The sequence below is a fragment of the Pseudomonas sp. JL27(2026) genome (assembly GCF_056933555.1).
This window is the reverse complement of record NZ_CM167794.1, coordinates 5,638,925-5,662,531: the sequence shown is the minus strand read 5'-3', so window position 1 is coordinate 5,662,531 and position 23,607 is coordinate 5,638,925. Positions and strand designations below refer to the sequence as shown.

Sequence of the window (23,607 nt, the reverse complement as noted above, 5' to 3'; positions counted from 1 at the left end):
TGCAAAGAGAGCGAGGTTTTTTTATGTGTGCGATTGGCAAATGAAGTGGGCTTTTGTGGCGAGGGAGCTAGCTCCCACTGGAGTGCGCAGCACTCCCAAAGTCGGTGGGTGCGGTACCCCTGATACAACGTGGTTGCAGGTTTTTGGGCCGATTCGCAGCCCAGCGGGAGCAAGCTCTCTCGCCACAGGTTGGGTGATCAGCCTTTCAGCGCGTCATGCGCTTCAAGTGCCCGCAGCGAGTAGATGTACGCCGCGCCGGCATTCAACGAGATGGCAGTCGCCAGCGTCGCGGCAATTTCTTCGCGGGTGGCACCGGCCTTGATCGCAGCATCGGTGTGTACGCCGATGCAACCGTCACAGCGGGTGGTGATCGCCACGGCGATGGAGATCAACTCGCGAGTCTTGGCATCCAGTACATCGTTCTCCGCCGAGGCATCCTCGAGGGCCATGAAGGCCTTGACCATTTTCGGGTTGCTCTTGCCCAGTGCGCCAAAGGCTTTCTGGATGGTAGGCAGCAGTTCGGACCAGTTATTGAACATTGCGTTAACTCCTGAACAAGTAGGGGTGTACGGTGCGCCCCTTGTAGTTTTGTCCATTCAGGCGGTTTGCGTGTGCCGATCCGCTCAGTTGCTTATCCAAAACGTGCAAATGAGTTCGATCGATACCCTCATCGCCTTGACGCAACCTGCGCCTGCGTTGTCAGTTTCAGGGCGATTTGGGTGCCGTACCACATTGTGCTGGCGGGGGAATGCCGGGAGAACTCTCGCAGGGCCATCGCGCTTGAGCCTGAGCGACATCGCCGTCCAGGTCGGCTACCCGTCTCAGGTCGCGCTCAGCAGACGTTCAAGGAAACCTGTGGCCCGAGGCGCCGGGAAGGTCGCAGCGTGGGGTCTAGAGCGTACTGGGCGCCTCAGGCGCCTTCCCGGGCCATGTGCGGGAAGGCGAATGCCAATTACTGCGCGGCGCGAGCCGGCAGCAGCTTCAAGGTGCTGCGGGTGTTGGCCGTCACTTCTTCGTCGCTGAAGTGAGCCTGATGGTAAACCCCTTCGATGTAGGCCTCGGCCTGGTCGTCGAAGTGCGCGTCGAACGGCACGCCACTTTGGCCCACCGGGTTGATGGTCAGGCTGTGGGCGGGGTCGGCGAAGTCGATGATGCGCCGGGTCGAGGGGCCATACGTGACCGGCCACGGTGCCGGGCCGATTTTCGAGGTGAGGTTGTTCGGCACTTCGTGAGCGCCGGGGGCGTCGAAGGGGCCGACATTGAAGATCCGGTCCAGCGGCTTTTGTGTGCCGAGTGGATGGCCGTGGGTCAGGGTGTGGGCCTTGCCCCACTGCCATTGCGTCGTGTCAGGGCCCAGGGTGGTTTTCAAGTGGGCGATGGTGGCTCGCCACGCGGCGTTGACCGTGTTGGCGCGGCTTTCCTTGCCCAGGGTGTTGCGGTTATCCCACCACGGCGAGTCGGGCGAGGCGGCGAGCCTTGGCAGCGCCGCATCGATGACGCGGGTCGATAGCAGTGCTTCAAAGAAGCTGTCACCGAGTTCGTCGTGCAGCGCGGCGTCGGCCAGGTTGAACAGGAACTGGTTGAACACCGTGGCACTGGTGGACTCCAGCGGGTAATCACCTTTCCACTGCGCCAGTTGCTCAACCAGTTTCAGTTCCAGCGGATCGCTGACCCCTTCACGCAACACCGGCAGCAAAGGCGCCAGCAGGCGCGGGCCATAAGCGGTGGTGGTGCCCAGTTGCAGGGCCTGGCTGGCCTCGATGTTCCACTTCACGCTTTTGTCGCTGAGCTGGCGATTGAGCTGCTGCCCACGGTCGGCCAGGTTGTAGTAACCGGGGATCTCCATGCCGGTGGGCGACACCGGCTGAAAGTTGGCCGAGACGATGTAGCCGCGTGCCGGGTTCTCTTCCTGCGGGTTGGCGCTGAACGGGTAGAAACCGTCCTTGTCCGGCTGGTTAGTGCTGCCATCGAGGATAAACCCCGGCTTGACCCCGGCAGGGCGTTTGGGCAATTGCGCCGCGGCCCACCAGCCGATGTCACCCCTGGCGTTGGCCCAGACGATGTTCAGCCCCGGCGCCTGAACCTTGGCCGCCGCCGCGCGGGCCTTGGCCAGGGTGTCGGCGCGGTTCAACTGGTAGAAACCTTCGAGGATCGGGTTCTGTGTCTCCAGGAACGCCCACCACATGGCGACCGGCGCTTTGCCGGCGTTGGCCCCGAGTACGTCGTTGATGATCGGCCCATGGGGCGACTGACGCAGCGTCAGGGTGACGGGCGCCTGGCCTTTCACGGCAATCTGCTGCTCGGTGTTGATCAGGTCGACCCATTTGCCGCGATACCAGACCTGATTGGCGTTGTCCGGGTTGACCTTCTCGGCGATCAGGTCGAGGTCATCGTTCTGGAACATCGTCAGGCTCCAGCCGAACTCCAGGTTGTTGCCCAGGAAGGCGAAGGGCACCAGCGCCTGATGATGGCCGTAGAGTTCAAAACCCGGCGCTGAAAGTTGAGCTTCGTACCACACCGATGGTACCGAGAACCGAATGTGCGGGTCGCCCGCCAGCAGCGGCTTGCCACTTTGGGTCCGGGTGCCGGAGATGGCCCAGGCGTTGCTGCCCTCGAACTGCGGCAGGCCATTGTCGGCCAGCGCCTGCTCGCTCAGGCGGGCGATGGCGTTGAGGTCCTGCCAGTCCACGTTGGCCAGCGGTGGCGTGGCGACGCGACTTTTGGCGAGTACGCCCTTGGGCTGCCAGTCGAGGTCGAAGATGTTCAGGTAGTCGCTGCCCAGTTGGTCGCGCACATAGGTCAGCAAGGGTTCGGTGCGAAACGCCGCGGCAAAGCTGTAAGCCATGTACCCGGCGACGCTGATGGTGTCTTCGGCCGTGAACGGGCGTTTGCGGATGCCCAGCACATCGAACTCCACAGGCGCCGCGTGGCTGTCCTGATACTGGTTGATGCCGTCCAGATAAGCTTGCAGGGCTTTCCACGCCGGGGACTGGCGGTCGAGTGCGGCGACATAGCTTTCGGCACGCTCACGAATGCGCAGGCTGCGGAACAGTTTGTCGGTGTCGAGCAGCTTCGGCCCGAGGACTTCGGCCAACTCGCCACGGGCCAGGCGGCGCATGGCTTCCATCTGGAACAACCGGTCCTGGGCATGCACGTAGCCGAGGGCGCGATAGAGGTCGGTTTCGTTTTCGGCACGGATATGCGCGATGCCGCGTTCGTCGTACCGCACGGTCACCGAGCCTTGCAATCGCTGCAATTCCACCAGGCCCTGACGCGTGGGCTGCTTGCTGTAGAGGTAGCCGCCAGCCGCGAGGGCGAGGGCGACCAGCAGCAGGGCGAGAACGGTCAGGACGCGTTTCATGGTGACTCCTTGTGCGGTCGGGATTGCAGCCCTCGGGGCGGCAAACAGTGAGCACAGACCTTCTGTGCCGGGCATCGGCGTCCTGGAAAAGTCCGCAATGCCTTAGTGCGTGTCGCCCGGCCAAGGACAATAGCAGCCCACCGCCAGGGTGTGGGTGGCCTCCACCGCGCGGCCTTCGTTCAACGCTTGCAGGATCGGTTCGATAAAGCTGTTGCTGGCGTTGCAGGTCAGGCCTTCGCTGTATGGGCCGAAGTACGCCAGTTTGCCGCTGCGGTCCCAGATTGCCACGGCCGGGCTGGCGGGGATTTGCTCGCTGCCGGGCAGCGCTTCGAGGTGTTTCAGGCGGCTCAAGGTGCTGGGTAACTGACCGTGAGTGCCGGGTTTTTGCACCGTGTAAAACTCCACGCCTTGCGGTGCATAGTGTTCGATCAGTTCGGCAAGGTGCTGCTGGTTGCCGACGTTGCACGGGCAGGTCGGGTCCCAGAAGTGCACCAGCCGGACCGCGCCGGGGCCGGCCAGCTCGGCGGGCAGGCGCAGCGGGTCGCCGGAGAACACCGCCGTGTGGGCGCTGAATGCCCGCAGATAGCGTCCCTGAAACCAGTCATATGCCGCCCACAGCGCACCGGCGCACACAAGGGCGAGCAGGCTGGCAAGCAGAGTCGTGCGGTAAGACGGGCGCATACGGATCGGTCCTCGAAGGTCGCGTAGCTTGCCATGCTTGTCGCGACAGATGAATATCGCAGGCTTATAAAGTCTGTTTTGCGCATCGCGCTTTTGCCTGGAATCTCCCACATGTCAGCGACCTTCAACCCCGATCACCTGCGTGCCAGCCTGCGACCATTGGCCGAGCGGCAGCCGTTGTCGGAAGAGGCGTTGGCCTACCAGCGTTTCTACGGGTTGGATTTTGCCCGGCACAGTGTGCCGGTCAAACGTGCGCTGGGACGCTTCGCAGTGGGTGATTTCGAGGTGGTCAGCCAGGCCTGGTGGCCGCAGCAGCCGGTGGCGACGTTGTTTTTGCTGCACGGTTTCTACGATCACATGGGGCTCTACAAGCATGTGATCGAGTGGGCGCTGGAGCAGGGGTTCGTTGTAATCGCCTGCGACCTGCCGGGTCATGGCCTGTCCAGCGGCGAGCGCGCCAGCATCGAGGACTTCGCCGACTATCAGGCCGCGTTGCAAGGCCTGTTCGACGAGGCCAGGTCGCTGGACCTGCCGCAGCCGTGGCACCTGTGCGGGCAAAGTACCGGCGGGGCGATCGTGGTGGATCACTTGCTCCATCATGGGCTCGACAGCCCGGCACAGGGGCTGACGATTTTGCTCTCACCGCTGGTGCGGCCGCGTGCCTGGGGCTGGTCGCAGTTGAGTTACTACCTGCTCAGGCCGTTCGTCAACGGCATTGCCCGACGCTTCAGCGAGAACTCCAACGACCCGGGGTTCCTGCCGTTCCTGCTGGCCGATCCGTTGCAGCCACAGCGGTTGCCCACGGCGTGGGTCGGTGCGCTGGGCCGCTGGATCAAGCGTATCGAAGCGGCGCCGCGCAGCGCCCGGCGGCCGATCATCGTGCAGGGGCAGGCGGACATGACGGTGGACTGGCAGCACAACCTGGGCGTGCTCGAGGGCAAGTTCGATCAGCCGCAGGTGCTGATGATGCCGCAGGCGCGGCATCACCTGGCCAATGAAACCCAGGCGTTTCGCGATCAGTATTTCGGATATTTAACCCAACGGATCAAAGGGCTGAATCCCTAGCGGTAGTGCTGGCCTCTTTGCCCGCGAAGGTGATTTATCAGGCGCCGAAGGTTACTGGCTGAGGTTCGAAGCGCTTTGCCCCACCGCGAGACCTGCGCGGATGGCCGCCAATGCCGCCTGATAGTAAGCCTTGCCCTCGGTCGACTCGGCGAAGGTGGCAAACTCTTCCAGCTCCGGGTCGGACAAGTCTCGGTACACGTAAAGCAGCGTGTTGTTCAGGTCGGCGCCGATCTGTTCCATCAGGCGCTGGCGCTGACCGTTCAACATGCCTTGGGCCTGACCGCCTCCGAGCAGGCCGGGAATCATCTGGCTCAGGCTGTCGGCAGCGACGCCAGCGATGGCCAGGCTGACTTCGGCCCCTGCTTCGCGTGCGGGCAATGCCTGGGCCAGATGGCCGATGATGAGTTGGCGAGTGTCGCTGGCCTCCATCTTTGGCAGGCCCTTGGCGTTCTTGGCCAATTGATCGCGACGGGTCGCCAGCAGCTCGGCGGCGATAATCTTGCGTCCCAGCGGTGACTGGAAGAACGCCAGCGCCGGTTTCGGGTCGCTGAGGTTCTGGCGCAACTGCGCCTCGGCGCGACGATCCATGGCCTGGGGCGCAAAACGCTGATTGCTGTTGTTCACCAGCGCCTGGAACACGGCGGGCGGCAGGCTGTTTTGATAACGTTGCTGGGCGGCGGTGAGGGCATCACTGAAATGCGCGCGTTGTTCTGGCCAACCGGCGACCTTGTACAACTGGTCGTGGCCGTCTGCCCAGGCGGGCAACGTGCAGAACATCAACAGTGAGAAAAGCAAACGGCGCATAGGGACTCCTGTCAGCAGGCGACCATTCTCCGGGCCCGGACACACGTTGTCGAGAATTCGTATCAGCCCGCCACACGGCTCTGTCGGATTTGCAGGCACAGGAATACTATGCGCGGCATGCAAATACCCTCTGATCACCCGCTGCTGTTACGTATCGTCGATGACCTGGCTGCACGCGGCTGGTCGCAGCAGAATATTTTCCTGCCCCAGGGCCTGACCCTGGAGCTGGCGGCCGAGTGCCGTAAACGTGCCGCCGAGGGTGAACTCGCGCCGGCGGCGGTGGGGCGCGGGTCTTCTTCGGAGATTCGCGAGGGCATTCGCGGCGACCACATCCAGTGGCTCGAACCCGGTCAGGCCGAGCCGTGCGACAGTTACCTAGGCTTGATGGACAGCCTGCGCGAGGCCATGAATCGCGGGTTGTTCCTGGGACTGGAGGATTTCGAAAGCCATTTCGCCCTGTACCCGCCCGGTGCGTTCTACCTCAAACATGTCGACCGCTTTCGCGACGATGACCGGCGCATGGTGTCGGCGGTGATTTACCTCAATGACGCCTGGTTGCCGGAACACGGCGGCCAGTTGCGCATGTACCTGGAAGAAGGTGTTGAGCACGACGTGGTACCGACCGGCGGTTGCCTGGTGGTGTTCCTGTCGGGCGAAGTGCCCCATGAAGTCATGCCCGCGACCCGGGATCGCCTGTCGTTGACCGGCTGGTTTCGGCGGCGGGGCAACGAGCCGTTCTGACCATGCACAAAATTCTTGTGAGTCGCTGCCTGCTCGGCCACCGCGTGCGTTACGACGGTGGGGCGAGTGGGCCGTTCAATCAACTGGAACAGTGGATCGCTGAAGATCGGGTAGTGCCGCTGTGTCCGGAAGTCGCTGGCGGCTTGCCGACGCCAAGGGCTGCGGCAGAGATATCCGGCGGGCAGGGTGTTGAAGTCCTCGACGGCCATGCACGGGTGATGACGAGCGAGGGCGAGGACGTCAGCGCCGAATTCCTCTCGGGCGCCCGGCAGGCACTGGAACTGGTGCAAAAATACGCAATCCGGATCGCCGTGCTGAAGGCCAACAGCCCGTCCTGCGGCAACCTGCTGACGTATGACGGGACGTTCAACGGGGTCAAGGTCAGCGGCGAGGGCGTTACCGCTGCACTGCTGACCCGCAACGGGGTGCGGGTGTTCAGCGAGCTGGAGTTGGCCGAGGCGGCGGCTGCGTTGGTGCAACTCATCGAACAGCCTTCACATACCTGATGTGGGAGCGGGCTTGCTCGCGAAAGCGGTCTGTCACACACATCAGTGTTGAATGTGATGGCCTCTTCGCGAGCAAGCCCGCACACATTGAATCTCCAGTGGTTTAAGGCTTTGGCGGCAGGCTCGCGTCTATGCCGAACCACTTCTCGGACAACGCCATCAATCGACCATCAGCCTTGATCCGTTGCAAGGCGCTGTCGAGGCTGGCCTGGAAGGCCGGATTGCCCTTTTGAAAGGGGATGGCGAGGCTCAGGGTCCGAGCGGTCTTGGCGGCTTTTTGGGCGAGGGCATGGTCACCGGTGAGTGCATAGGGAATTACCAGTCGATCGCTGACGGGCGACGGCGAGCGCTGGGCATCGGGGTGGTCGCTGAGCAGATCGAGGCCATTCAGGATGCCTCCGCCCTCTGCGGAAGCCCGCGTCACTTTTTTGCGTTCAACCAGATCTGCGCTCGAATAGCTGTAAGGCTCGCTGAAATCTAAACGATCCTTGAGTTCGGGGGTCATTGCTATGTGGTTGATGGCGATGTCGTACTTGCCGCTCTCGACGCCTGGCAGCAGGTCTGACTCTTCAGTGACGACGAAGTCGGCGCGCACATCGAGCTCGCCGGCCAGCAACTGCCCCAATTCGACCTCGAAGCCGCTGAGTTTGCCGTCATCCTTGAAGTTGAACGGTGGGGTATTGGCTTCCAGGGCGATCCGCAGTTCGCCCCGGTCATTCACGTCATCGATCAGTTCGGCAAAAGCACAGGTGCTTACAAGCGGCAGAGACAGTAACAGGCCAGGCCAAAAACGCATGGTCACTCCTTTGTATTTTGATGGGCGATGCGCCGTTGCGGCTCGCTTTGCTATGGTGGTGATTGCCTTCGACAACGAATTGCCACGAAGTTGTCATAACCGCACAGATTTTGCGAAAAACTGGAGAATAGTATGAAACCCTTTATGTCACGTGCCGCTTTGGCCGGTTTGCTCCTGAGTGCCTCGATGCTCGCGGGTGCTGCAGACGGGATTCCTCGTACCCCGGCCCCCAAGGATGCGAAAGTGTATATCGTCTCCCCGGCGGACGGTGCCACGGTCGGCGAGTCTTTCAAAGTCAAGTTCGCGGTCGAGGGCGTTGCCCTGGCGCCAGCGGGCGATCAGACTAAAAACACTGGTCACCACCACCTGCTGATCGACGTCGACAAACTGCCGGCCGAGAACATGCCTATCCCGATGGACGCCAACCACATGCACTTCGGCAAGGCGCAAACCGAAGCCGACATCAAACTGGCTCCGGGCAAACATACACTGCAACTGGAGCTGGGCGACAAGAACCACGTGCCGTTCGACCCGCCGATCATTTCGGAAAAAATCACCGTGACGGTCAAGTAAGCAGTTTTCAGGCATGAAAAAGGGAGACCCAAGGGTCTCCCTTTTTATTGACGCTTGAGCGTTAGAACAACACGCGGCAACGAATGGTGCCGTTGATGTGTTGCAGCTTCTCTTGCGCCAGGTCCGAGTACTCGGCGTCGACGTCGATTACCACGTAGCCGACTTTCTCGTTGGTCTGCAGGAACTGACCGGAGATGTTGATACCGTTTTCGGCGAAGACCTTGTTGATCTCGCTCATCACACCCGGGATGTTCTCGTGGATGTGCAGCAAACGGTGCTTGCCAGGGTGAGCCGGCAGGGCCACTTCCGGGAAGTTGACCGAAGACACCGACGTACCGTTGTCGCTGTACTTGACCAGCTTCTCGGCCACTTCCAGACCGATGTTGGCTTGCGCTTCAGCGGTGGAACCGCCGATGTGCGGGGTCAGGATCACGTTGTCCAGGCCACGCAGCGGGCTTTCGAACTCTTCGTCGTTGGAGCGTGGCTCCACCGGGAACACGTCGATGGCCGCGCCGATCAGGTGCTTGTCCTTGATCGCGTCCGCCAGGGCGTCCAGTTCGACCACGGTGCCGCGAGCGGCGTTGATCAGGATCCCGCCCTTCTTGATGGCGCGGATTTCCTTCTCGCCGATCATCCACTGGGTGGCAGCGGTTTCCGGAACGTGCAGGGTCACGATGTCGGACATGCCCAGCAGCTCGTGCAGGTTGCCGACCTGGGTCGCATTGCCCAGCGGCAGCTTGGTCACGGTGTCGTAGAAGTAAACCTGCATGCCGAGGCCTTCAGCCAGGACCGACAGTTGAGTACCGATCGAGCCGTAACCGACGATGCCCAGCTTCTTGCCGCGGATTTCGAAGGAGTTGGCAGCGCTCTTGATCCAGCCGCCACGGTGGCAGGAAGCGTTTTTCTCGGGGATGCCGCGCAGCAACAGGATCGCTTCGGCCAGCACCAGTTCCGCCACAGAACGCGTGTTGGAGTACGGCGCATTGAACACGGCGATACCGCGTTCGCGGGCAGCGCTCAGGTCGACCTGGTTGGTGCCGATGCAGAAACAGCCCACGGCGACCAGTTTCTTCGCGTGGTCGAAGATTTCTTCGGTCAATTGAGTACGAGAACGAATACCGATGAAGTGAGCATCAGCGATCTTTTCCTTCAGCTGGGCTTCCGGCAGAGAACCTGTGAGGTACTCGATGCTGGTGTAGCCTGCCGCCTTGAGGACGTCGACAGCTGATTGGTGGACGCCTTCGAGAAGAAGGAACTTGATCTTGCTCTTATCGAGAGAAGTCTTGCTCATCTGCGTAAACCTGTATCCCGGAGAAAAATGGCAGGGAATCGAGCAGCGCAAGCTGACCCGGACGGCAGGAAAGCCGTCACCGCAGAACGCCCTTGGGCACTATCCTGCGGGGTCGGTATGCTAGCATACGCTCCCCGCTAAACACTCATTCCTGCGACGTGAAGCGTTCTCAGGATGACCATGAATTGTTCGAGAGTTCTGTCGATGACCAATCCTGCCCTGATTGATGAGCTGAAGACCCTGGTTGAGCCTGGCAAGGTGCTGACCGATGCCGACTCCCTCAATGCTTATGGCAAGGATTGGACCAAGCATTTCGCCCCGGCCCCGACGGCCATTGTGTTTCCCAAGACCACCGAACAGGTCCAGGCCATTGTTCGCTGGGCCAATGAACACAAGGTTGCGCTGGTGCCGTCCGGTGGTCGCACCGGTTTGTCCGCTGCCGCCGTTGCCGCCAATGGCGAAGTGGTGGTGTCGTTCGACTACATGAACCAGATCCTCGATGTGAACCTGACCGACCGCACGGCGGTCTGCCAGCCAGGCGTGGTGACTGAACAACTGCAAAACCGCGCTGAAGAACACGGCTTGTACTACCCGGTGGATTTCGCTTCTGCCGGTTCCAGTCAGATTGGCGGCAACATCGGCACCAATGCCGGCGGGATCAAGGTCATTCGCTACGGCATGACCCGTAACTGGGTCGCTGGCATGAAAGTCGTGACCGGCAAGGGCGATGTGCTTGAGCTGAACCGTGACCTGATCAAGAACGCCACGGGTTACGACCTCCGTCAGTTGTTCATCGGTGCCGAAGGCACCCTGGGTTTTGTGGTCGAAGCGACCATGCGCCTGGACCGCGCGCCGAAAAACCTCACCGCGATGGTGCTTGGCACCGCCGATTTCGACTCGATCATGCCAGTGCTGCACGCTTTCCAGAGCAAGCTCGACCTGACCGCATTCGAATTTTTCTCCGACAAGGCCCTGGCCAAAGTCCTGGCGCGCGGCGACGTGCCAGCGCCGTTCGAATCCGATTGCCCGTTCTACGCGCTGCTGGAATTCGAAGCGACCACTGAAGAAGTGGCCAACCACGCCCTGGAAACCTTCGAACACTGCGTCGAAGAAGGCTGGGTGCTGGATGGGGTGATGAGCCAGAGCGAGTCGCAGCTGCAAAACCTGTGGAAACTGCGCGAATACATCTCCGAAACCATTTCCCACTGGACGCCGTACAAGAACGACATCTCGGTCACCGTGTCGAAAGTACCGGCATTCCTCAAGGAAATCGACGCGATCGTCGGCGAACACTACCCGGATTTCGAAATTGTCTGGTTCGGCCACATCGGTGACGGCAACCTGCACTTGAACATTCTCAAGCCCGAGAACCTGAGCAAGGACGAGTTCTTCGCCAAGTGCGCGACCGTCAACAAGTGGGTGTTCGAAACCGTCGAGAAGTACAACGGCTCGATTTCCGCCGAACACGGCGTGGGCATGACCAAGCGTGATTACTTGACCTACAGCCGTTCCCCGGTTGAGATCGAGTACATGAAAGCGGTGAAGGCGGTGTTCGACCCGAACGGCATCATGAATCCGGGCAAGATCTTCGCTGTTTGAAGCCGCTGCACCTGATGAATTAACAGGCACTAAGGCAGGAGTCGGTAATGAGCTATCAGCACCAGTATGTCGACGGTACGCGTATTCACTTCCCGCTCGGGAAAGTGGTGTGCATCGGGCGTAACTACGCCGAACACGCCAAGGAACTGGATAACCCGGTGCCGACCGAGCCACTGTTGTTCATCAAACCGGGCAGTTGCGCGGTACCACTGGAAGGTGGTTTTACCATTCCGACCGAGCGTGGCTCGGTGCATTACGAGGCGGAAATCGCGGTGTTGATCGGCAAGCCCCTGTCGACCAAGCCGAGCCGCGAAGAAGTGCTCGATGCCATCTCCGGCTTCGCGCCCGCGCTGGACCTGACCCTGCGTGACAAGCAGGCCGAGCTCAAGTCCAAGGGGCTGCCGTGGGAAATCGCCAAGTCGTTTGACGGCGCGGCGGTGCTTGCGCCGTTTGTGGCCGCCGGCACGTTTGCCGACCTGGCCGACATCGGCATCCGCCTGACCATCAACGGCGAGGTTCGCCAGGATGGCAACAGCAGCGCGATGCTCAATCCGATTGTGCCGATGATCCAGCACATGGCCGGCTGCTTCTCGCTGCAGGCTGGCGATGTGATTCTCACCGGCACGCCAGTGGGCGTCGGCCCGCTGAATGTCGGCGATGAACTGGTGCTGGAATTGCCCGGCGTCAGCCGCTTCACCAGCCGCGTCCGCGAGTTGTAATACCGCCGAACCCGGTGGGAGCAGGCTCGCTCCCACCCTGGTTTTTGTGAGCAGCAGTAAAAGGGCAATCCCGCCATTTGCCATTTTTTTTACATCAAATCCGGATAATTTTCGCTTCTGGGCGTCTTAGCCTCTCTCCTTGTGCTATTACCCTTAGCCTGAATTTCTGGAACGCTTTCCCTGATGGACACTCAACCGCTGCCCGAACTCAAAATTGCTCGCCGCTCGCGTTTCTCCATGCGCTGGTATTCCTGGCTGTTGCTGGTCGGGGTGGTGATGTATGGCGTGTCGGTGGCGATGCATTGGGATGACCGTGGCGTGCTCTGGGTGCAGGAGCGCTTTGAAACCCCGGCCGAGCGCCAGGAAAGTATCTGGTTGCCGGATTACCGTGCCGTGATCGACGCGAAACTGTTGCCGGGCATGGAGGACGATGAAGCGTCGGACCTGGCCTACAGCCCGTTGAGCAAGACCCTGTTCTCGGTCATGGGCAAAAAGCCGTTCCTGGCTGAGCTGACCCTGCAAGGTGACGTGCTGCGCAAGATCAAACTGGTGGGCTGGGGCAACCCTGAAGGTGTGGCAGTGATGGAGAACGGCCTGATTGCCATCGTCGATGAACGCAAACACTTGCTGTCCATCGTCAAGGTCGAACCCGACACCCTTGAGCTGAACATCAACGACTTCCCCCAATACGACCTCGGCCCGTCCAAGGATCAGAACAAGGCGTTCGAGGCGATTGCCTGGGACCCGCGCAAGCAGCAATTGCTGTTGGGTGAAGAGCGCCCACCAGCGCTGTTTACCTGGAAAAGCGATGGCAGCCAGACGCTGACGGGCGACAAGCAAAAGCTGCCCAGCGATGAACTGGACCTGCGCAACCTGTCTGCCCTGGCGATTGATCCGCGCACCGGGCATACCCTGGTGTTGTCCGCCGACTCTCACCTGTTGCTCGAACTCGACGAACAGGGCGAGCAGGTCAGTTTCATGACCCTGCTGGGCGGCTTCAACGGTTTGAAAAACACCATTCCGCGGGCTGAGGGCGTGGCCATGGACGAGGCCGGGACGCTCTATATCGTGAGTGAGCCGAACCTGTTCTATCGGTTTGAAAAGAAGTAGGACGATGACTCTTTGGTTGTCAGTCGTCATGTTTGGATAAACATCGGCAGCCAATCTGATTCTGGATTAAGTTTGAATTCATAAAATCGTGGTATTTCATCCCACCCTTTTTGACTTTGAGCTTTCTGCGAATGCGCCGACTTGCCCGCCCCACACCCATACTGCTGATCGTATGCTGCGTTGCCCTGCTGGTTTCGGGGTTGGCCGGGCAGCATTACCGTCTGTTCGAGCGGGCCTGGTTCAACTGGCAATCCTGGCTGGGGCCAGTCGACGAGCAGTCCATTGGTTTGGGCGACTACCGGGTGACCCTTGAGGCGCAGCCTATCGAGGGGCTGAACGATGACGTGTCGGCCCTGACCTACGACCCCGTGCGCAAAAGCCTGTTTACCGTCACCAATCAAAACGCCGAGCTGATCGAGCTGTCTCTCGACGGCCGCATTCTGCGCCGCGTGGCGCTGGTCGGTTTCGGCGACCCGGAAGCAGTCGAATTCATCAGCGCCAACACCTATGTCATCACCGACGAGCGCCAGCAACGCCTGATCAAGATCCACCTGCAAGATGACACGGTGTTCCTCGACGCCGCGGACGCCGAACAGATCACTCTTGGCGTGCACATGCGCAGCAACAAGGGGTTTGAAGGGCTGGCTTACGATTCGGTGGGCAAAAGGTTGTTCGTGGCCAAGGAGCGCGACCCGATGCTGATCTATGAGGTGCAGGGCTTTCCCCACTACAACCCGGAGAAGTCCTACGCCGTGCATGTGATCAACAACCCCAAGCGCGATGCCGGGTTGTTCGTGCGGGACTTGTCGAGCCTGCAATACGACGAGCGCAGCGGTCATTTACTGGCGCTGTCAGATGAGTCGCGGCTGGTGATCGAGCTGGATGTCGACGGTCGGCCGCTGAGCACGATGTCATTGCTCAAGGGCCGCCAGGGTTTGCGTGAAACCGTGCCGCAAGCGGAAGGGATCGCCATGGACGATGACGGCACGGTGTACCTGGTGAGCGAGCCGAACCTGTTTTACGTGTTCAAACAGCCGGCCCGCTAAGGCTTAGGGTCTGTACGAAAACTCGCCGAACGGCGATCAGGCAAGGCAAAAACAGGCAAGGAAGCGGAGTTTAGGTCCCTAAATGAGCATTCCGAACCTGTTTTTAACGCAGCCTGGTCGACGCGCAGGCCGTTTTAGTACAGGGCCTAGAACATCCATTGCACGCCGAGGGAGTAGCCGGTCTGGCTGCCTTCGTCGTGGCCGATGCGGCTGTTGACCTCCGCGAACACCCCAAGCTGTGGGGTGATTGCCAATTGGCTGCCGACTTGTGCGCGGCCAAAGCTCTTGTCCACGGAGCCCAGTTCGGCAACGCGTACCTGGCCGTCGGCATGGCTAGTGAGGTCGAGGTCTTCCAGGCGGCCGTCACCCAGTTCCTTGACCCAGGCGATGTCGCCGTAAGGCAGCAGGCTCATGCCGTAAGGCAGGCCCAGTGTGCCGCGTACGCGCCAGCCGAGGCTGGCTTCCAGCGAGTCGAAGCGTTGTTCCTGATAACCGAGGGCGGTGCGCAGGTCCTGTTTCTCGTGGAAGCCGTCGACGCGGTAGTGGTTGTAGTCGAGGCCGGCGAAGGGGCCGCTCTTGACCGGGCCGAAGTCGAAGTCATAACCGCCGAGCACTCGCGCGCCGAGGGTCAGGGCGTCGGTGTCACCGGTGAGCTGTTGATTGAGCAGCACCGGGCCGCCATTGGCCTGGATCAGCAGGTTACGTTTCGAGTCGAAACGCGTATGGCCGACGCTCAGGTCACCCGCCAGCCATTGCGGCCCGCCATCATTGAGCAAGGCGTAGACCGCTGCCTGCCAGGTGTCGCTGTCGAGTTTGCCGCCGTGCTCAAGTTTGTCGCGACCGTTGAGGTAGCTGAGGCTGGCGCCAATGTTCAGGCTTGAACTCAACTGATAGTCGCCGAGTGCGTGCACGCCCAGCCGTCGCGCTTCGGGGTTGGGCGCCGTGTCGAAACCGCTGTCGGGATTGTATTCGCCGTCGACGCCGATTTCGCCATCGAAACTGCCGACCTCGCGGCTCATGGCTTGCAGCGTCAGCCAGCGGCGGTCATGCAGGCGCACCATGGCTTGATGCTGGCGTTGCAGGTTGTCCTGCTGATTGCGCGCCACCGCGCCACCCGAGGCGGTGGAGGCCAGCAGGTCGGCGTTGGTCAGTTCCAGCACGAGGCGGCTGAGCAGGCGCGAGTAGTCGCGCAGGCGCTGGTCGATACGTTCCTGGCCGAAGGCGTTGGTCAGGACTTTCTCGTTGTCTTCTGCCGGGTCATGCCAGGTCGAACCGCCGGGGATCGCCGGGTTGCTGGTCTGGGTGTAGCCGTCCATGGCGCCCAGTTCCCAGTTGGTGGCTTCTATATAGAGAATCGGGATGTTGAGCTTCTCAAAGGCCTCGCCGTCGCTGCAGCAGCCGGTGCCTTTGGGGTAGGCGGGGTCCAGGCCAGGGTTGGTGAACAGGTTGATGTTCAGTTCCCTGGCGATTTTCAGGGTGTGTTCCCGCAAGGACGCCAGGGCCGGGTTGTCGATGCTGTTCTGGCCGGCGTGGGCATACATCATGTCGCCAGTGATCAGGCTGTCGAGGTTGATCATGGCCAGCATGTTGGCGCGCTGGCTGGCGCTCAGGGACTCGACAAACGCCTTGGAACCGCGCAGGCCTTCTTCTTCGGCGCCGAAGCCGACCACTTGCAGGCCGTTCTCCAGTTTCAGGCCGCCGAGGTTACGGGCGATTTCTGTCAGCACGCTGGCACCGGAGCCGTTGTCGTCCAGGCCTTGCAGGGTCGGGCGGCCGAAGTAGGTGTCGAAGTGCGCCCCGACCACGACGTACTGTGGTTTCGTGCCGGCGGCGTAGGCGACCACGTTCTGTGAACGGCGGCTGCCACTGTTCCAGCTGAAATCCTGACGGCTGATGCTGTAGGCGTTGCCCATCTGGCTTTGCATCCAGTCGGCGGCACCGGAGAAGTTGGCGGTGCCGCGATAGCGGCCGGGGTAATCGTTGATCAGGCGATCCAGGGTGGTGGCGGCATGTTCGCCGTATTCGTAGGCCTGGCTTGGGAGGGAGAGCAGGGCGCTGGCAACACTGACAGCAAGCGCGAGGGGCTTTATCACAGGAATCTTCCTTGAGCATGGTGGGAAAGTCGGGACGTTTGCACAATGCGCGCCTCATTCCGTGGGCGGCCGTGGTTTGGCGCATGGCTTATAGGGAGCGTCGCATGGCTGTAATTTGTAACGGTTTTGATACCGGATGTCGCGCACCGGGCTGCGACGCACTGCGCAAAATCGGGCACTAGTTCGCCGAAATGCTGCGAAAAGTAGCACTTGTGGTTGCGCAGGGAGGGGGTGTGGCGGGGGATGTATCGATATTCTTACGTTATCGACCCCGCGCAGGACGCGTGGGGTCGATCAATCTGTCAGGCTCAGGCCTTGAGGGTTTTCACGCCTTCAGGGGTGCCCAGCAGCAGCAGGTCGGCCGGACGGGCGGCGAACAGGCCGTTGGTGACGACGCCGACGATGGCGTTGATTTGGGTTTCCAGTTCCACCGGGTTGGTGATCTGCATGTTGAACACGTCGAGGATGATGTTGCCGTTGTCGGTCAACACACCTTCGCGGTACACCGGGTCGCCGCCCAGTTTCACCAGTTCGCGGGCTACGTGGCTGCGGGCCATCGGGATCACTTCGACCGGCAGTGGGAACGCCCCGAGTACCGGCACCAGTTTGCTGGCGTCGGCGATGCAGATGAAGGTCTTGGCCACGGCCGCGACGATCTTCTCGCGGGTCAGGGCTGCGCCGCCGCCCTTGATCAGGTTCAGGTGCTCGTCGCTCTCATCGGCACCGTCGACGTAGAACTCCAGGTCGCTGACCGTGTTCAGTTCATACACCGGAATGCCATGGCCCTTGAGCCGCGCAGCGGTGGCTTCGGAGCTGGCGACCGCACCGTCGAACGCGCCTTTGTGCAACGCCAGTGCATCAATGAAACAGTTGGCGGTGGAGCCGGTGCCGACCCCGACGATGCTTTTGTCGTCGAGTTTTGGAAGGATGAAGTCGACAGCGGCCTGGGCTACTGCCTGTTTGAGTTGATCCTGGGTCATGCGGGCTCCGAGGTGCCAAAGGGTAACGAAAGGCCCGCATTATAAGCCCCGTGGCGGTGAAGGTCATTGCCCGATTGGCGGGGCGGCGGCGCACATTGGCTTTTGTGGCGAGGGAGCTTGCTCCCGCTCGGCGGCGCAGCGGTCGTAAAATCAGTGTGCAAGATCTTTCTGATTTGTCTTGCGGTCTGGACCGCAGGGGAGCGCTTCGCGCTTCAGCGGGAGCAAGCTCCCTCGCCACAATGAATCAATGGTGGCTGGACGAGGGCTAAAACCTCTGGATTCGTGTGGTCGCCCGGTCAAAAGCCGGGTTAGACTCGTTGGCCCTGCCCAACCCGCTCAGTGATGCTTTCCGATGCTTGAACAGTACGTCAAAAAGATCCTCACCTCGCGCGTTTATGACGTTGCCGTAGAAACCCCATTGCAGACTGCTCGCCAGCTCTCCGAGCGGCTGGGCAACAAGATCTGGCTCAAGCGCGAAGACTTGCAGCCGGTGTTCTCGTTCAAGATTCGTGGCGCTTACAACAAGCTGACCCAGCTGAGCACTGAAGAGCGCGCCCGTGGCGTGGTCACGGCCTCAGCGGGCAACCACGCGCAGGGCCTGGCCCTGGCGGCCAAGGTGTTGGGCGTGAAAGCGACCATTGTCATGCCCAAGACCACCCCGGAAATCAAAGTTGAAGGCGTGCGTTCACGCGGCGGCAAAGTGGTGCTGCACGGTGATTCCTTCCCGGAAGCGCTGGCCTACTCGCTGAAACTGGTCGACGAAAAAGGCTACGTCTACATTCACCCTTACGACGATCCCCACACCATTGCCGGGCAGGGCACGGTGGCGATGGAGATTCTGCGCCAGCACCCCGGGCCGCTGGACGCGATTTTCGTGCCGGTGGGTGGTGGCGGCCTGATTGCCGGGATCGCGGCGTACGTGAAGTACCTGCGTCCGGAAATCAAAATCATCGGCGTCGAGCCAGACGACTCCAACTGCCTGCAAGCGGCCATGGCGGCCGGCGAGCGCGTGGTGTTGCCGACCGTGGGCTTGTTCGCCGATGGCGTGGCGGTGGCGCAGATCGGTCAGCACACGTTTGATATCTGCAAAGACTATGTCGATGAAGTGATCACCGTCAGCACGGACGAGATCTGCGCGGCGATCAAGGACATCTACGACGATACCCGTTCGATCACCGAGCCTGCCGGTGCCCTGGGTGTGGCCGGGATCAAGAAGTACGTCGAGCTGCGTGGCGTTACCGGGCAAACCCTGGTGGCCATCGACTCCGGCGCCAACGTCAACTTCGACCGCTTGCGCCATGTGGCCGAGCGCGCTGAGCTGGGCGAAGGTCGCGAAGCGATCATTGCCGTGACCATCCCCGAGAAGCCGGGCAGCTTCAAGGCGTTCTGCGAAGCCATCGGCAAGCGCCAGATCACTGAATTCAACTACCGCTACAGCACCGGCAGCGAGGCGCACATCTTCGTGGGCGTGCAGACGCATCCGGAAAGCGATCCACGCAGCGCATTGATCGCGAGCCTGACTCAGCAGGGCTTCCCGGTGCTCGACCTGACCGACAACGAACTGGCCAAGTTGCACATCCGTCACATGGTCGGTGGCCGTGCGGCGCATGTCGTTGATGAAGTGGTGTTGCGCTTCGAGTTCCCGGAGCGTCCGGGCGCGCTGTTCAACTTCCTGCATAAACTCGGCGGGCGCTGGAACATCTCGATGTTCCACTACCGCAACCACGGCGCGGCCGATGGCCGGGTGGTTGCCGGCCTGCAAGTGCCCGATGACGAGCGTCATCTGGTGCCGGCGGCGTTGGCAGAAATCGGTTACCCGTATTGGGATGAAAGCAATAACCCGGCCTATAAGCTGTTTCTTGGCTGAACGGCTACGCTGATGGGCAGGCCTTAAGGAAATCAAACCATGGAAACATTAACCGCCCTCAAGGCTGCGCATGTCGCGGCAACGGTCGTGCTGTTGCTGAGTGCACTGGGGCTGGCGATCTGGGTCTGGCGTGCGCGCCGCAACGGTGACGTTTCGGCGCCTGGGCGGACATTGCAACGGCCCTGGGTCTTTGTCTGGTTGCTGATGGGCCTGGCGTTGCTGAGCATGCCGTTTACCGGTTGGTGGCTGGTCCATCTGGTGGGCTGGCCGCTGGGGCAGACCTGGTTGCTGGCCTCCAGTGTGCTTTACACCGTCGCGGCGTTGGGCTGGTTCTGGTTGCTGGTGCGGCTGAACAAGCTGCGCAAGGCGAAGGCGGGCGGCGGAAAGTTCACCTTCGCATTGGCGCTGTTCAGCTTCGTGTGTTTTATCGCCATCGCGGGGTTGATGGGCGCCAAGCCGGTTTAACCTGATTCACGCTATCAACTGTGGCGAGGGAGCTTGCTCCCGCTGGAGCGCGAAGCGCTCCTGAAGTCTGCAAGGACGTTTTGTCAGGCGGAACGCGTCGGCCATATTTACGGCCTCTGCGTGACCGAGCGGGAGCAAGCTCCCTCGCCACAGGTAAAGCGCTGATATCAGTCGCGCAACGACATCACCGGCCAGCCACGTTTCTGTGCCTCGGCCCGCAAGTTCGGGTCCGGGTCCACGGCCACCGGGTTTGCCACCTGCTCCAGCAGCGGCAAGTCATTCATCGAGTCGCTGTAGAAATAGCTGTCTTCAAGCGACAACCCCGTTTCTTCCAGCCAACGATTCAAACGTGTCACCTTGCCTTCGCGAAAGCACGGCACGTCGGTGCTGCGCCCGCTGTAGCGGCCGTCGATCATTTCGCATTCGGTGGCAATCAGGGTTTCAACCCCCAGGCGCTCGGCAATCGGCCCGGTCACGAAGCGGTTGGTGGCGGTGATGATCACCAGTTTGTCGCCGGCGGCGCGGTGTTTGGCCAGCAGTTCGAGACCCTTGGGCAACACAATCGGCTCGATGCAGTCGCGCATGTAGTCGCGGTGCCATTCATCGAGCTGGGCCATGTCGGCGCGGCCGAGGATCTCCAGGCAGAAGTTCAGGTACTCGGCGTTGTCCAGCTTGCCGGCCAGGTAGTCCTGGTAGAACTCGTCGTTGCGTGCCTTGTAGACGACAGCATCGAGTATCCCGCGTTCGCACAGGTAATCGCCCCAAGCGTGATCACTGTCGCCGCCCAGAAGGGTGTTGTCCAAGTCGAATAAAGCCAGGCGCATTGCAGTTACCCGCTGAAAAGTCTGTAAAAAGGCCACAAGAATACGGTCTTTTCACAAGAGTGCACATAAGGTAGGAAGCTTCGTTGCCGCATTCACAACCTTTGTGGAACAATGCGGCGACATGCGTTTGCGAGGTTGTTGCCGTGATCGACCCCGATGGTTTCCGCCCCAATGTCGGGATTATTCTCACGAATGATGCTGGCCAGGTGCTATGGGCTCGCCGTATCAATCAAGATGCCTGGCAGTTTCCTCAAGGGGGGATCAACCCGCAGGAGACGCCGGAAGACGCCTTGTACCGCGAGCTGAACGAAGAAGTGGGTCTGGAGCGCGAAGATGTTGAAATTCTCGCCTGCACCCGGGGCTGGTTGCGCTATCGTTTGCCGCAACGTCTGGTCAGAACCCACAGCCAACCGCTGTGCATCGGCCAGAAACAGAAATGGTTTCTCCTGCGCCTGGTCTCCAACGAGCAGCGGGTGCGGATGGATTTGACCGGTAAACCGGAGTTCGATGGCTGGCGTTGGGTCAGTTATTGGTATCCGTTGGGCCAGGTGGTGACATTCAAGCGCGAGGTGTATCGCCGCGCTCTCAAAGAGCTTGCCCCGCGCCTTTTAGCGCGCGACTGACGACGGAGTTCGACCCCGAGCCATGCTCAATACGCTGCGCAAGATCGTCCAGGAAGTTAACTCCGCCAAGGATCTCAAGGCGGCGTTGGGGATTATTGTATTGCGCGTCAAAGAGGCCATGGGCAGCCAGGTCTGCTCGGTCTACCTGCTCGACCCCGAGACCAACCGCTTCGTGCTGATGGCCACCGAGGGCTTGAACAAGCGCTCGATCGGCAAGGTCAGCATGGCGCCCAACGAAGGTCTGGTCGGCCTGGTCGGCACGCGTGAAGAACCCCTGAACCTCGAAAACGCCGCGGACCACCCGCGCTATCGCTACTTTGCCGAAACCGGCGAAGAGCGTTATGCCTCGTTCCTCGGTGCACCGATCATTCACCACCGCCGCGTCGTCGGCGTGTTGGTCATCCAGCAAAAAGAGCGTCGCCAGTTTGACGAAGGTGAAGAAGCCTTCCTGGTGACCATGAGCGCCCAGCTTGCCGGCGTAATCGCCCACGCCGAGGCCACCGGTTCGATCCGTGGCCTGGGCCGCCAGGGCAAAGGCATTCAGGAAGCCAAGTTCGTTGGCGTACCGGGTTCGCCCGGCGCAGCGGTCGGGACCGCGGTGGTCATGCTGCCGCCAGCCGACCTGGACGTGGTGCCCGACAAAACCATCCACGACATCGACGCCGAGCTGGGTCTGTTCAAGACCGCCATCGAAGGCGTGCGCGCCGACATGCGTGCCTTGTCCGCCAAACTCGCCACCCAGTTGCGGCCCGAAGAACGGGCGCTGTTCGACGTCTACCTGATGATGCTCGACGATGCCTCGCTGGGCAGCGAAGTAACCACCATCATCAAGACCGGCCAGTGGGCCCAGGGCGCTTTGCGCCAGGTGGTCACCGATCACGTCAACCGCTTCGAACTGATGGACGACGCCTACCTGCGCGAACGCGCCTCGGACGTCAAGGACCTCGGTCGTCGTCTGCTGGCGTACTTGCAGGAAGAGCGCCAGCAAACCCTGGTCTACCCCGACAACACCATTCTGATCAGCGAAGAACTGACGCCGGCCATGCTCGGCGAGGTGCCGGAAGGCAAGCTGGTGGGGCTGGTGTCGGTACTCGGTTCCGGCAACTCCCACGTGGCGATCCTGGCACGTGCCATGGGCATCCCGACGGTGATGGGCCTGGTCGACCTGCCGTACTCCAAGGTCGACGGCATCGACATGATCGTCGACGGTTACCACGGTGAGGTCTACACCAACCCCAGCGACGTGCTGCGCAAGCAGTTCGCCGAGGTGGTCGAGGAAGAGAAGCAACTGGCCCTCGGGCTGGATGCACTGCGCGACCTGCCGTGCGTGACCCTCGATGGGCACCGCATGCCGCTGTGGGTCAACACCGGCCTGCTGGCGGACGTGGCGCGGGCACAGAAGCGCGGCGCCGAGGGTGTGGGCCTGTACCGCACCGAAGTGCCGTTCATGATCAATCAACGGTTCCCGAGTGAAAAGGAGCAGCTGGCGATCTATCGCGAGCAACTCGCCGCCTTCCACCCGCAACCGGTGACCATGCGCAGCCTGGACATTGGCGGCGATAAGTCACTGTCGTACTTCCCGATCAAAGAAGACAACCCGTTCCTGGGCTGGCGCGGGATTCGCGTCACCCTCGACCACCCGGAGATTTTCCTGGTACAGACCCGCGCCATGCTCAAGGCCAGTGAAGGCTTGAACAACCTGCGCATTCTGTTGCCGATGATCTCCGGCATTCACGAACTCGAAGAAGCGTTGCACCTGATTCACCGCGCCTGGGGTGAAGTGCGTGACGAAGGCACCGACGTGCCGATGCCGCCGGTTGGCGTGATGATCGAGATTCCGGCGGCGGTGTATCAGACCAAGGAGCTGGCGCGGCAGGTAGACTTCCTGTCGGTCGGTTCCAACGACCTGACCCAGTACCTGTTGGCCGTAGACCGCAACAACCCGCGAGTGGCCGACCTCTACGACTACTTGCACCCGGCGGTGCTGCAAGCTCTGCAAACCGTGGTACGCGACGCTCATGCCGAAGGCAAGCCTGTGAGCATCTGCGGCGAGATGGCCGGTGACCCGGCAGCGGCGGTGCTGTTGATGGCAATGGGTTTCGACAGCTTGTCGATGAACGCCACCAACCTGCCGAAAGTGAAGTGGATGCTGCGTCAAATCAACCTGACGTGGGCCAAGGACCTGCTCGCCGAGCTGATGACCATCGACAACCCGCAAGTTATCCACAGCTCGCTGCAACTGGCGCTGAAGAACCTTGGGTTGGCACGGATGATCAATCCGGCGGCGATCAAGAGCCTCTGAAACGCTGACGGCCCTTGTGGCGAGGGAGCTTGCTCCCGTCCGGCTACGAAGCAGTCGTAAGCCGGCCAATGCGATCTTTCTGAAAGAGCGCATTGGCTGAATTGGGAGCGCTTCACGCTCCAGCGGGAGCAAGCTCCCTCGCCACTATTTATGACCTGCCT

At 61.2% G+C, this 23,607-nt stretch carries 21 protein-coding genes; 12 read left to right on the top strand and 9 right to left on the bottom strand.

Annotated elements, in window-relative coordinates:
- Positions 1–197: 197 nt before the first annotated feature.
- From AC1Z1G_RS25960 to AC1Z1G_RS25950, 3 genes are all read right to left on the bottom strand, one after another.
- Complete coding sequence (locus AC1Z1G_RS25960; RefSeq protein ID WP_483623336.1) at positions 198–539, bottom strand: carboxymuconolactone decarboxylase family protein; 342 nt, start codon at positions 537–539, stop codon at positions 198–200.
- A gap of 413 nt (positions 540–952) precedes the next feature.
- Complete coding sequence (locus AC1Z1G_RS25955) at positions 953–3,361, bottom strand: penicillin acylase family protein (protein ID WP_483623334.1); 2,409 nt, start codon at positions 3,359–3,361, stop codon at positions 953–955.
- A gap of 102 nt (positions 3,362–3,463) precedes the next feature.
- Positions 3,464–4,042 carry a DUF6436 domain-containing protein gene (locus AC1Z1G_RS25950; protein WP_483623333.1) on the bottom strand — a complete coding sequence of 193 codons (579 nt, stop codon included), beginning with the start codon at positions 4,040–4,042 and terminating at the stop codon, positions 3,464–3,466.
- A gap of 111 nt (positions 4,043–4,153) precedes the next feature.
- On the opposite strand from AC1Z1G_RS25950, the gene bipL reads away from it, so the two are divergent.
- The gene (gene bipL, locus AC1Z1G_RS25945; protein ID WP_483623331.1) at positions 4,154–5,107 is read left to right on the top strand and encodes a phospholipase BipL; all 954 of its coding nucleotides are present in this window, start codon (positions 4,154–4,156) and stop codon (positions 5,105–5,107) included.
- A gap of 51 nt (positions 5,108–5,158) precedes the next feature.
- Here the strand turns inward: bipL and AC1Z1G_RS25940 are convergent, their stop codons facing one another.
- Positions 5,159–5,911 carry a DUF2059 domain-containing protein gene (locus tag AC1Z1G_RS25940; RefSeq protein WP_483623330.1) on the bottom strand — a complete coding sequence of 251 codons (753 nt, stop codon included), beginning with the start codon at positions 5,909–5,911 and terminating at the stop codon, positions 5,159–5,161.
- A gap of 108 nt (positions 5,912–6,019) precedes the next feature.
- On the opposite strand from AC1Z1G_RS25940, the gene AC1Z1G_RS25935 reads away from it, so the two are divergent.
- Together AC1Z1G_RS25935 and AC1Z1G_RS25930 are read left to right on the top strand one after the other, a co-directional pair.
- Positions 6,020–6,652 carry a 2OG-Fe(II) oxygenase gene (locus tag AC1Z1G_RS25935; protein WP_483623328.1) on the top strand — a complete coding sequence of 211 codons (633 nt, stop codon included), beginning with the start codon at positions 6,020–6,022 and terminating at the stop codon, positions 6,650–6,652.
- Positions 6,653–6,654: 2 nt separating this feature from the next.
- Entirely contained in the window at positions 6,655–7,158 is a 504-nt protein-coding gene (locus tag AC1Z1G_RS25930) for a 2-thiouracil desulfurase family protein (protein ID WP_483623326.1), read from the top strand.
- Between the two features lie 103 nt (positions 7,159–7,261).
- Here AC1Z1G_RS25930 and AC1Z1G_RS25925 read toward each other — a convergent pair whose 3' ends face one another.
- Positions 7,262–7,954: a transporter substrate-binding domain-containing protein gene (locus AC1Z1G_RS25925; protein WP_483623325.1), complete on the bottom strand. Its 693-nt coding sequence runs from the start codon at positions 7,952–7,954 to the stop codon at positions 7,262–7,264.
- Between the two features lie 132 nt (positions 7,955–8,086).
- Between AC1Z1G_RS25925 and AC1Z1G_RS25920 the strand changes: the two genes are divergently transcribed.
- Complete coding sequence (locus AC1Z1G_RS25920; protein WP_483623324.1) at positions 8,087–8,527, top strand: DUF4399 domain-containing protein; 441 nt, start codon at positions 8,087–8,089, stop codon at positions 8,525–8,527.
- A 61-nt stretch (positions 8,528–8,588) separates the two neighbouring features.
- Here the strand turns inward: AC1Z1G_RS25920 and serA are convergent, their stop codons facing one another.
- The gene (serA, locus tag AC1Z1G_RS25915) at positions 8,589–9,818 is read right to left on the bottom strand and encodes a phosphoglycerate dehydrogenase (RefSeq protein WP_483623323.1); all 1,230 of its coding nucleotides are present in this window, start codon (positions 9,816–9,818) and stop codon (positions 8,589–8,591) included.
- Between the two features lie 204 nt (positions 9,819–10,022).
- Between serA and AC1Z1G_RS25910 the strand changes: the two genes are divergently transcribed.
- The 4 genes from AC1Z1G_RS25910 to AC1Z1G_RS25895 all read left to right on the top strand — a co-directional run bounded on the left by AC1Z1G_RS25910 (position 10,023) and on the right by AC1Z1G_RS25895 (position 14,292).
- On the top strand, positions 10,023–11,417 hold the full coding sequence (locus AC1Z1G_RS25910) for an FAD-binding oxidoreductase (protein WP_483623322.1): 1,395 nt from the start codon (positions 10,023–10,025) through the stop codon (positions 11,415–11,417).
- Positions 11,418–11,464: 47 nt separating this feature from the next.
- A complete protein-coding gene (locus tag AC1Z1G_RS25905) occupies positions 11,465–12,136 on the top strand; it encodes a fumarylacetoacetate hydrolase family protein (RefSeq protein WP_483623320.1) in 672 nt (223 codons plus the stop codon).
- Between the two features lie 183 nt (positions 12,137–12,319).
- The gene (locus AC1Z1G_RS25900) at positions 12,320–13,246 is read left to right on the top strand and encodes an SdiA-regulated domain-containing protein (protein WP_483623319.1); all 927 of its coding nucleotides are present in this window, start codon (positions 12,320–12,322) and stop codon (positions 13,244–13,246) included.
- Positions 13,247–13,377: 131 nt separating this feature from the next.
- Complete coding sequence (locus tag AC1Z1G_RS25895; RefSeq protein ID WP_483623317.1) at positions 13,378–14,292, top strand: SdiA-regulated domain-containing protein; 915 nt, start codon at positions 13,378–13,380, stop codon at positions 14,290–14,292.
- Between the two features lie 146 nt (positions 14,293–14,438).
- On the opposite strand, the gene AC1Z1G_RS25890 is transcribed toward AC1Z1G_RS25895, so the two are convergent.
- Together AC1Z1G_RS25890 and rpiA are read right to left on the bottom strand one after the other, a co-directional pair.
- Entirely contained in the window at positions 14,439–16,385 is a 1,947-nt protein-coding gene (locus AC1Z1G_RS25890; protein ID WP_483623315.1) for an autotransporter domain-containing protein, read from the bottom strand.
- Positions 16,386–16,693: 308 nt separating this feature from the next.
- Complete coding sequence (gene rpiA, locus AC1Z1G_RS25885; RefSeq protein ID WP_483623313.1) at positions 16,694–17,365, bottom strand: ribose-5-phosphate isomerase RpiA; 672 nt, start codon at positions 17,363–17,365, stop codon at positions 16,694–16,696.
- A 352-nt stretch (positions 17,366–17,717) separates the two neighbouring features.
- Between rpiA and ilvA the strand changes: the two genes are divergently transcribed.
- Together ilvA and AC1Z1G_RS25875 are read left to right on the top strand one after the other, a co-directional pair.
- Positions 17,718–19,232, top strand: coding sequence for a threonine ammonia-lyase, biosynthetic (gene ilvA / locus AC1Z1G_RS25880; protein WP_483623311.1), 1,515 nt, complete (start codon positions 17,718–17,720; stop codon positions 19,230–19,232).
- Between the two features lie 39 nt (positions 19,233–19,271).
- Entirely contained in the window at positions 19,272–19,697 is a 426-nt protein-coding gene (locus AC1Z1G_RS25875) for a DUF2269 domain-containing protein (RefSeq protein WP_483623309.1), read from the top strand.
- Positions 19,698–19,864: 167 nt separating this feature from the next.
- Here AC1Z1G_RS25875 and AC1Z1G_RS25870 read toward each other — a convergent pair whose 3' ends face one another.
- Entirely contained in the window at positions 19,865–20,521 is a 657-nt protein-coding gene (locus tag AC1Z1G_RS25870) for a histidinol-phosphatase (protein ID WP_483623308.1), read from the bottom strand.
- Between the two features lie 143 nt (positions 20,522–20,664).
- Between AC1Z1G_RS25870 and AC1Z1G_RS25865 the strand changes: the two genes are divergently transcribed.
- On the top strand, positions 20,665–21,144 hold the full coding sequence (locus AC1Z1G_RS25865) for an RNA pyrophosphohydrolase (protein ID WP_008064982.1): 480 nt from the start codon (positions 20,665–20,667) through the stop codon (positions 21,142–21,144).
- A gap of 22 nt (positions 21,145–21,166) precedes the next feature.
- Entirely contained in the window at positions 21,167–23,446 is a 2,280-nt protein-coding gene (gene ptsP, locus AC1Z1G_RS25860; RefSeq protein WP_483623307.1) for a phosphoenolpyruvate--protein phosphotransferase, read from the top strand.
- Positions 23,447–23,607 lie beyond the last annotated feature (161 nt).

Coding starts and splice junctions, on each gene's coding strand:
- AC1Z1G_RS25875 (WP_483623309.1), top strand. CDS start 19,272: ATGGAAACATTAACCGCCCTCAAGGCTGCGCATGTCGCGGCAACGGTC.
- AC1Z1G_RS25940 (WP_483623330.1), bottom strand. CDS start 5,911: ATGCGCCGTTTGCTTTTCTCACTGTTGATGTTCTGCACGTTGCCCGCC.
- AC1Z1G_RS25870 (WP_483623308.1), bottom strand. CDS start 20,521: ATGCGCCTGGCTTTATTCGACTTGGACAACACCCTTCTGGGCGGCGAC.
- serA (WP_483623323.1), bottom strand. CDS start 9,818: ATGAGCAAGACTTCTCTCGATAAGAGCAAGATCAAGTTCCTTCTTCTC.
- AC1Z1G_RS25950 (WP_483623333.1), bottom strand. CDS start 4,042: ATGCGCCCGTCTTACCGCACGACTCTGCTTGCCAGCCTGCTCGCCCTT.
- AC1Z1G_RS25960 (WP_483623336.1), bottom strand. CDS start 539: ATGTTCAATAACTGGTCCGAACTGCTGCCTACCATCCAGAAAGCCTTT.
- AC1Z1G_RS25905 (WP_483623320.1), top strand. CDS start 11,465: ATGAGCTATCAGCACCAGTATGTCGACGGTACGCGTATTCACTTCCCG.
- AC1Z1G_RS25900 (WP_483623319.1), top strand. CDS start 12,320: ATGGACACTCAACCGCTGCCCGAACTCAAAATTGCTCGCCGCTCGCGT.
- AC1Z1G_RS25930 (WP_483623326.1), top strand. CDS start 6,655: ATGCACAAAATTCTTGTGAGTCGCTGCCTGCTCGGCCACCGCGTGCGT.
- AC1Z1G_RS25935 (WP_483623328.1), top strand. CDS start 6,020: ATGCGCGGCATGCAAATACCCTCTGATCACCCGCTGCTGTTACGTATC.
- AC1Z1G_RS25920 (WP_483623324.1), top strand. CDS start 8,087: ATGAAACCCTTTATGTCACGTGCCGCTTTGGCCGGTTTGCTCCTGAGT.
- AC1Z1G_RS25955 (WP_483623334.1), bottom strand. CDS start 3,361: ATGAAACGCGTCCTGACCGTTCTCGCCCTGCTGCTGGTCGCCCTCGCC.
- AC1Z1G_RS25925 (WP_483623325.1), bottom strand. CDS start 7,954: ATGCGTTTTTGGCCTGGCCTGTTACTGTCTCTGCCGCTTGTAAGCACC.
- AC1Z1G_RS25895 (WP_483623317.1), top strand. CDS start 13,378: ATGCGCCGACTTGCCCGCCCCACACCCATACTGCTGATCGTATGCTGC.
- bipL (WP_483623331.1), top strand. CDS start 4,154: ATGTCAGCGACCTTCAACCCCGATCACCTGCGTGCCAGCCTGCGACCA.
- ptsP (WP_483623307.1), top strand. CDS start 21,167: ATGCTCAATACGCTGCGCAAGATCGTCCAGGAAGTTAACTCCGCCAAG.
- ilvA (WP_483623311.1), top strand. CDS start 17,718: ATGCTTGAACAGTACGTCAAAAAGATCCTCACCTCGCGCGTTTATGAC.
- AC1Z1G_RS25910 (WP_483623322.1), top strand. CDS start 10,023: ATGACCAATCCTGCCCTGATTGATGAGCTGAAGACCCTGGTTGAGCCT.
- rpiA (WP_483623313.1), bottom strand. CDS start 17,365: ATGACCCAGGATCAACTCAAACAGGCAGTAGCCCAGGCCGCTGTCGAC.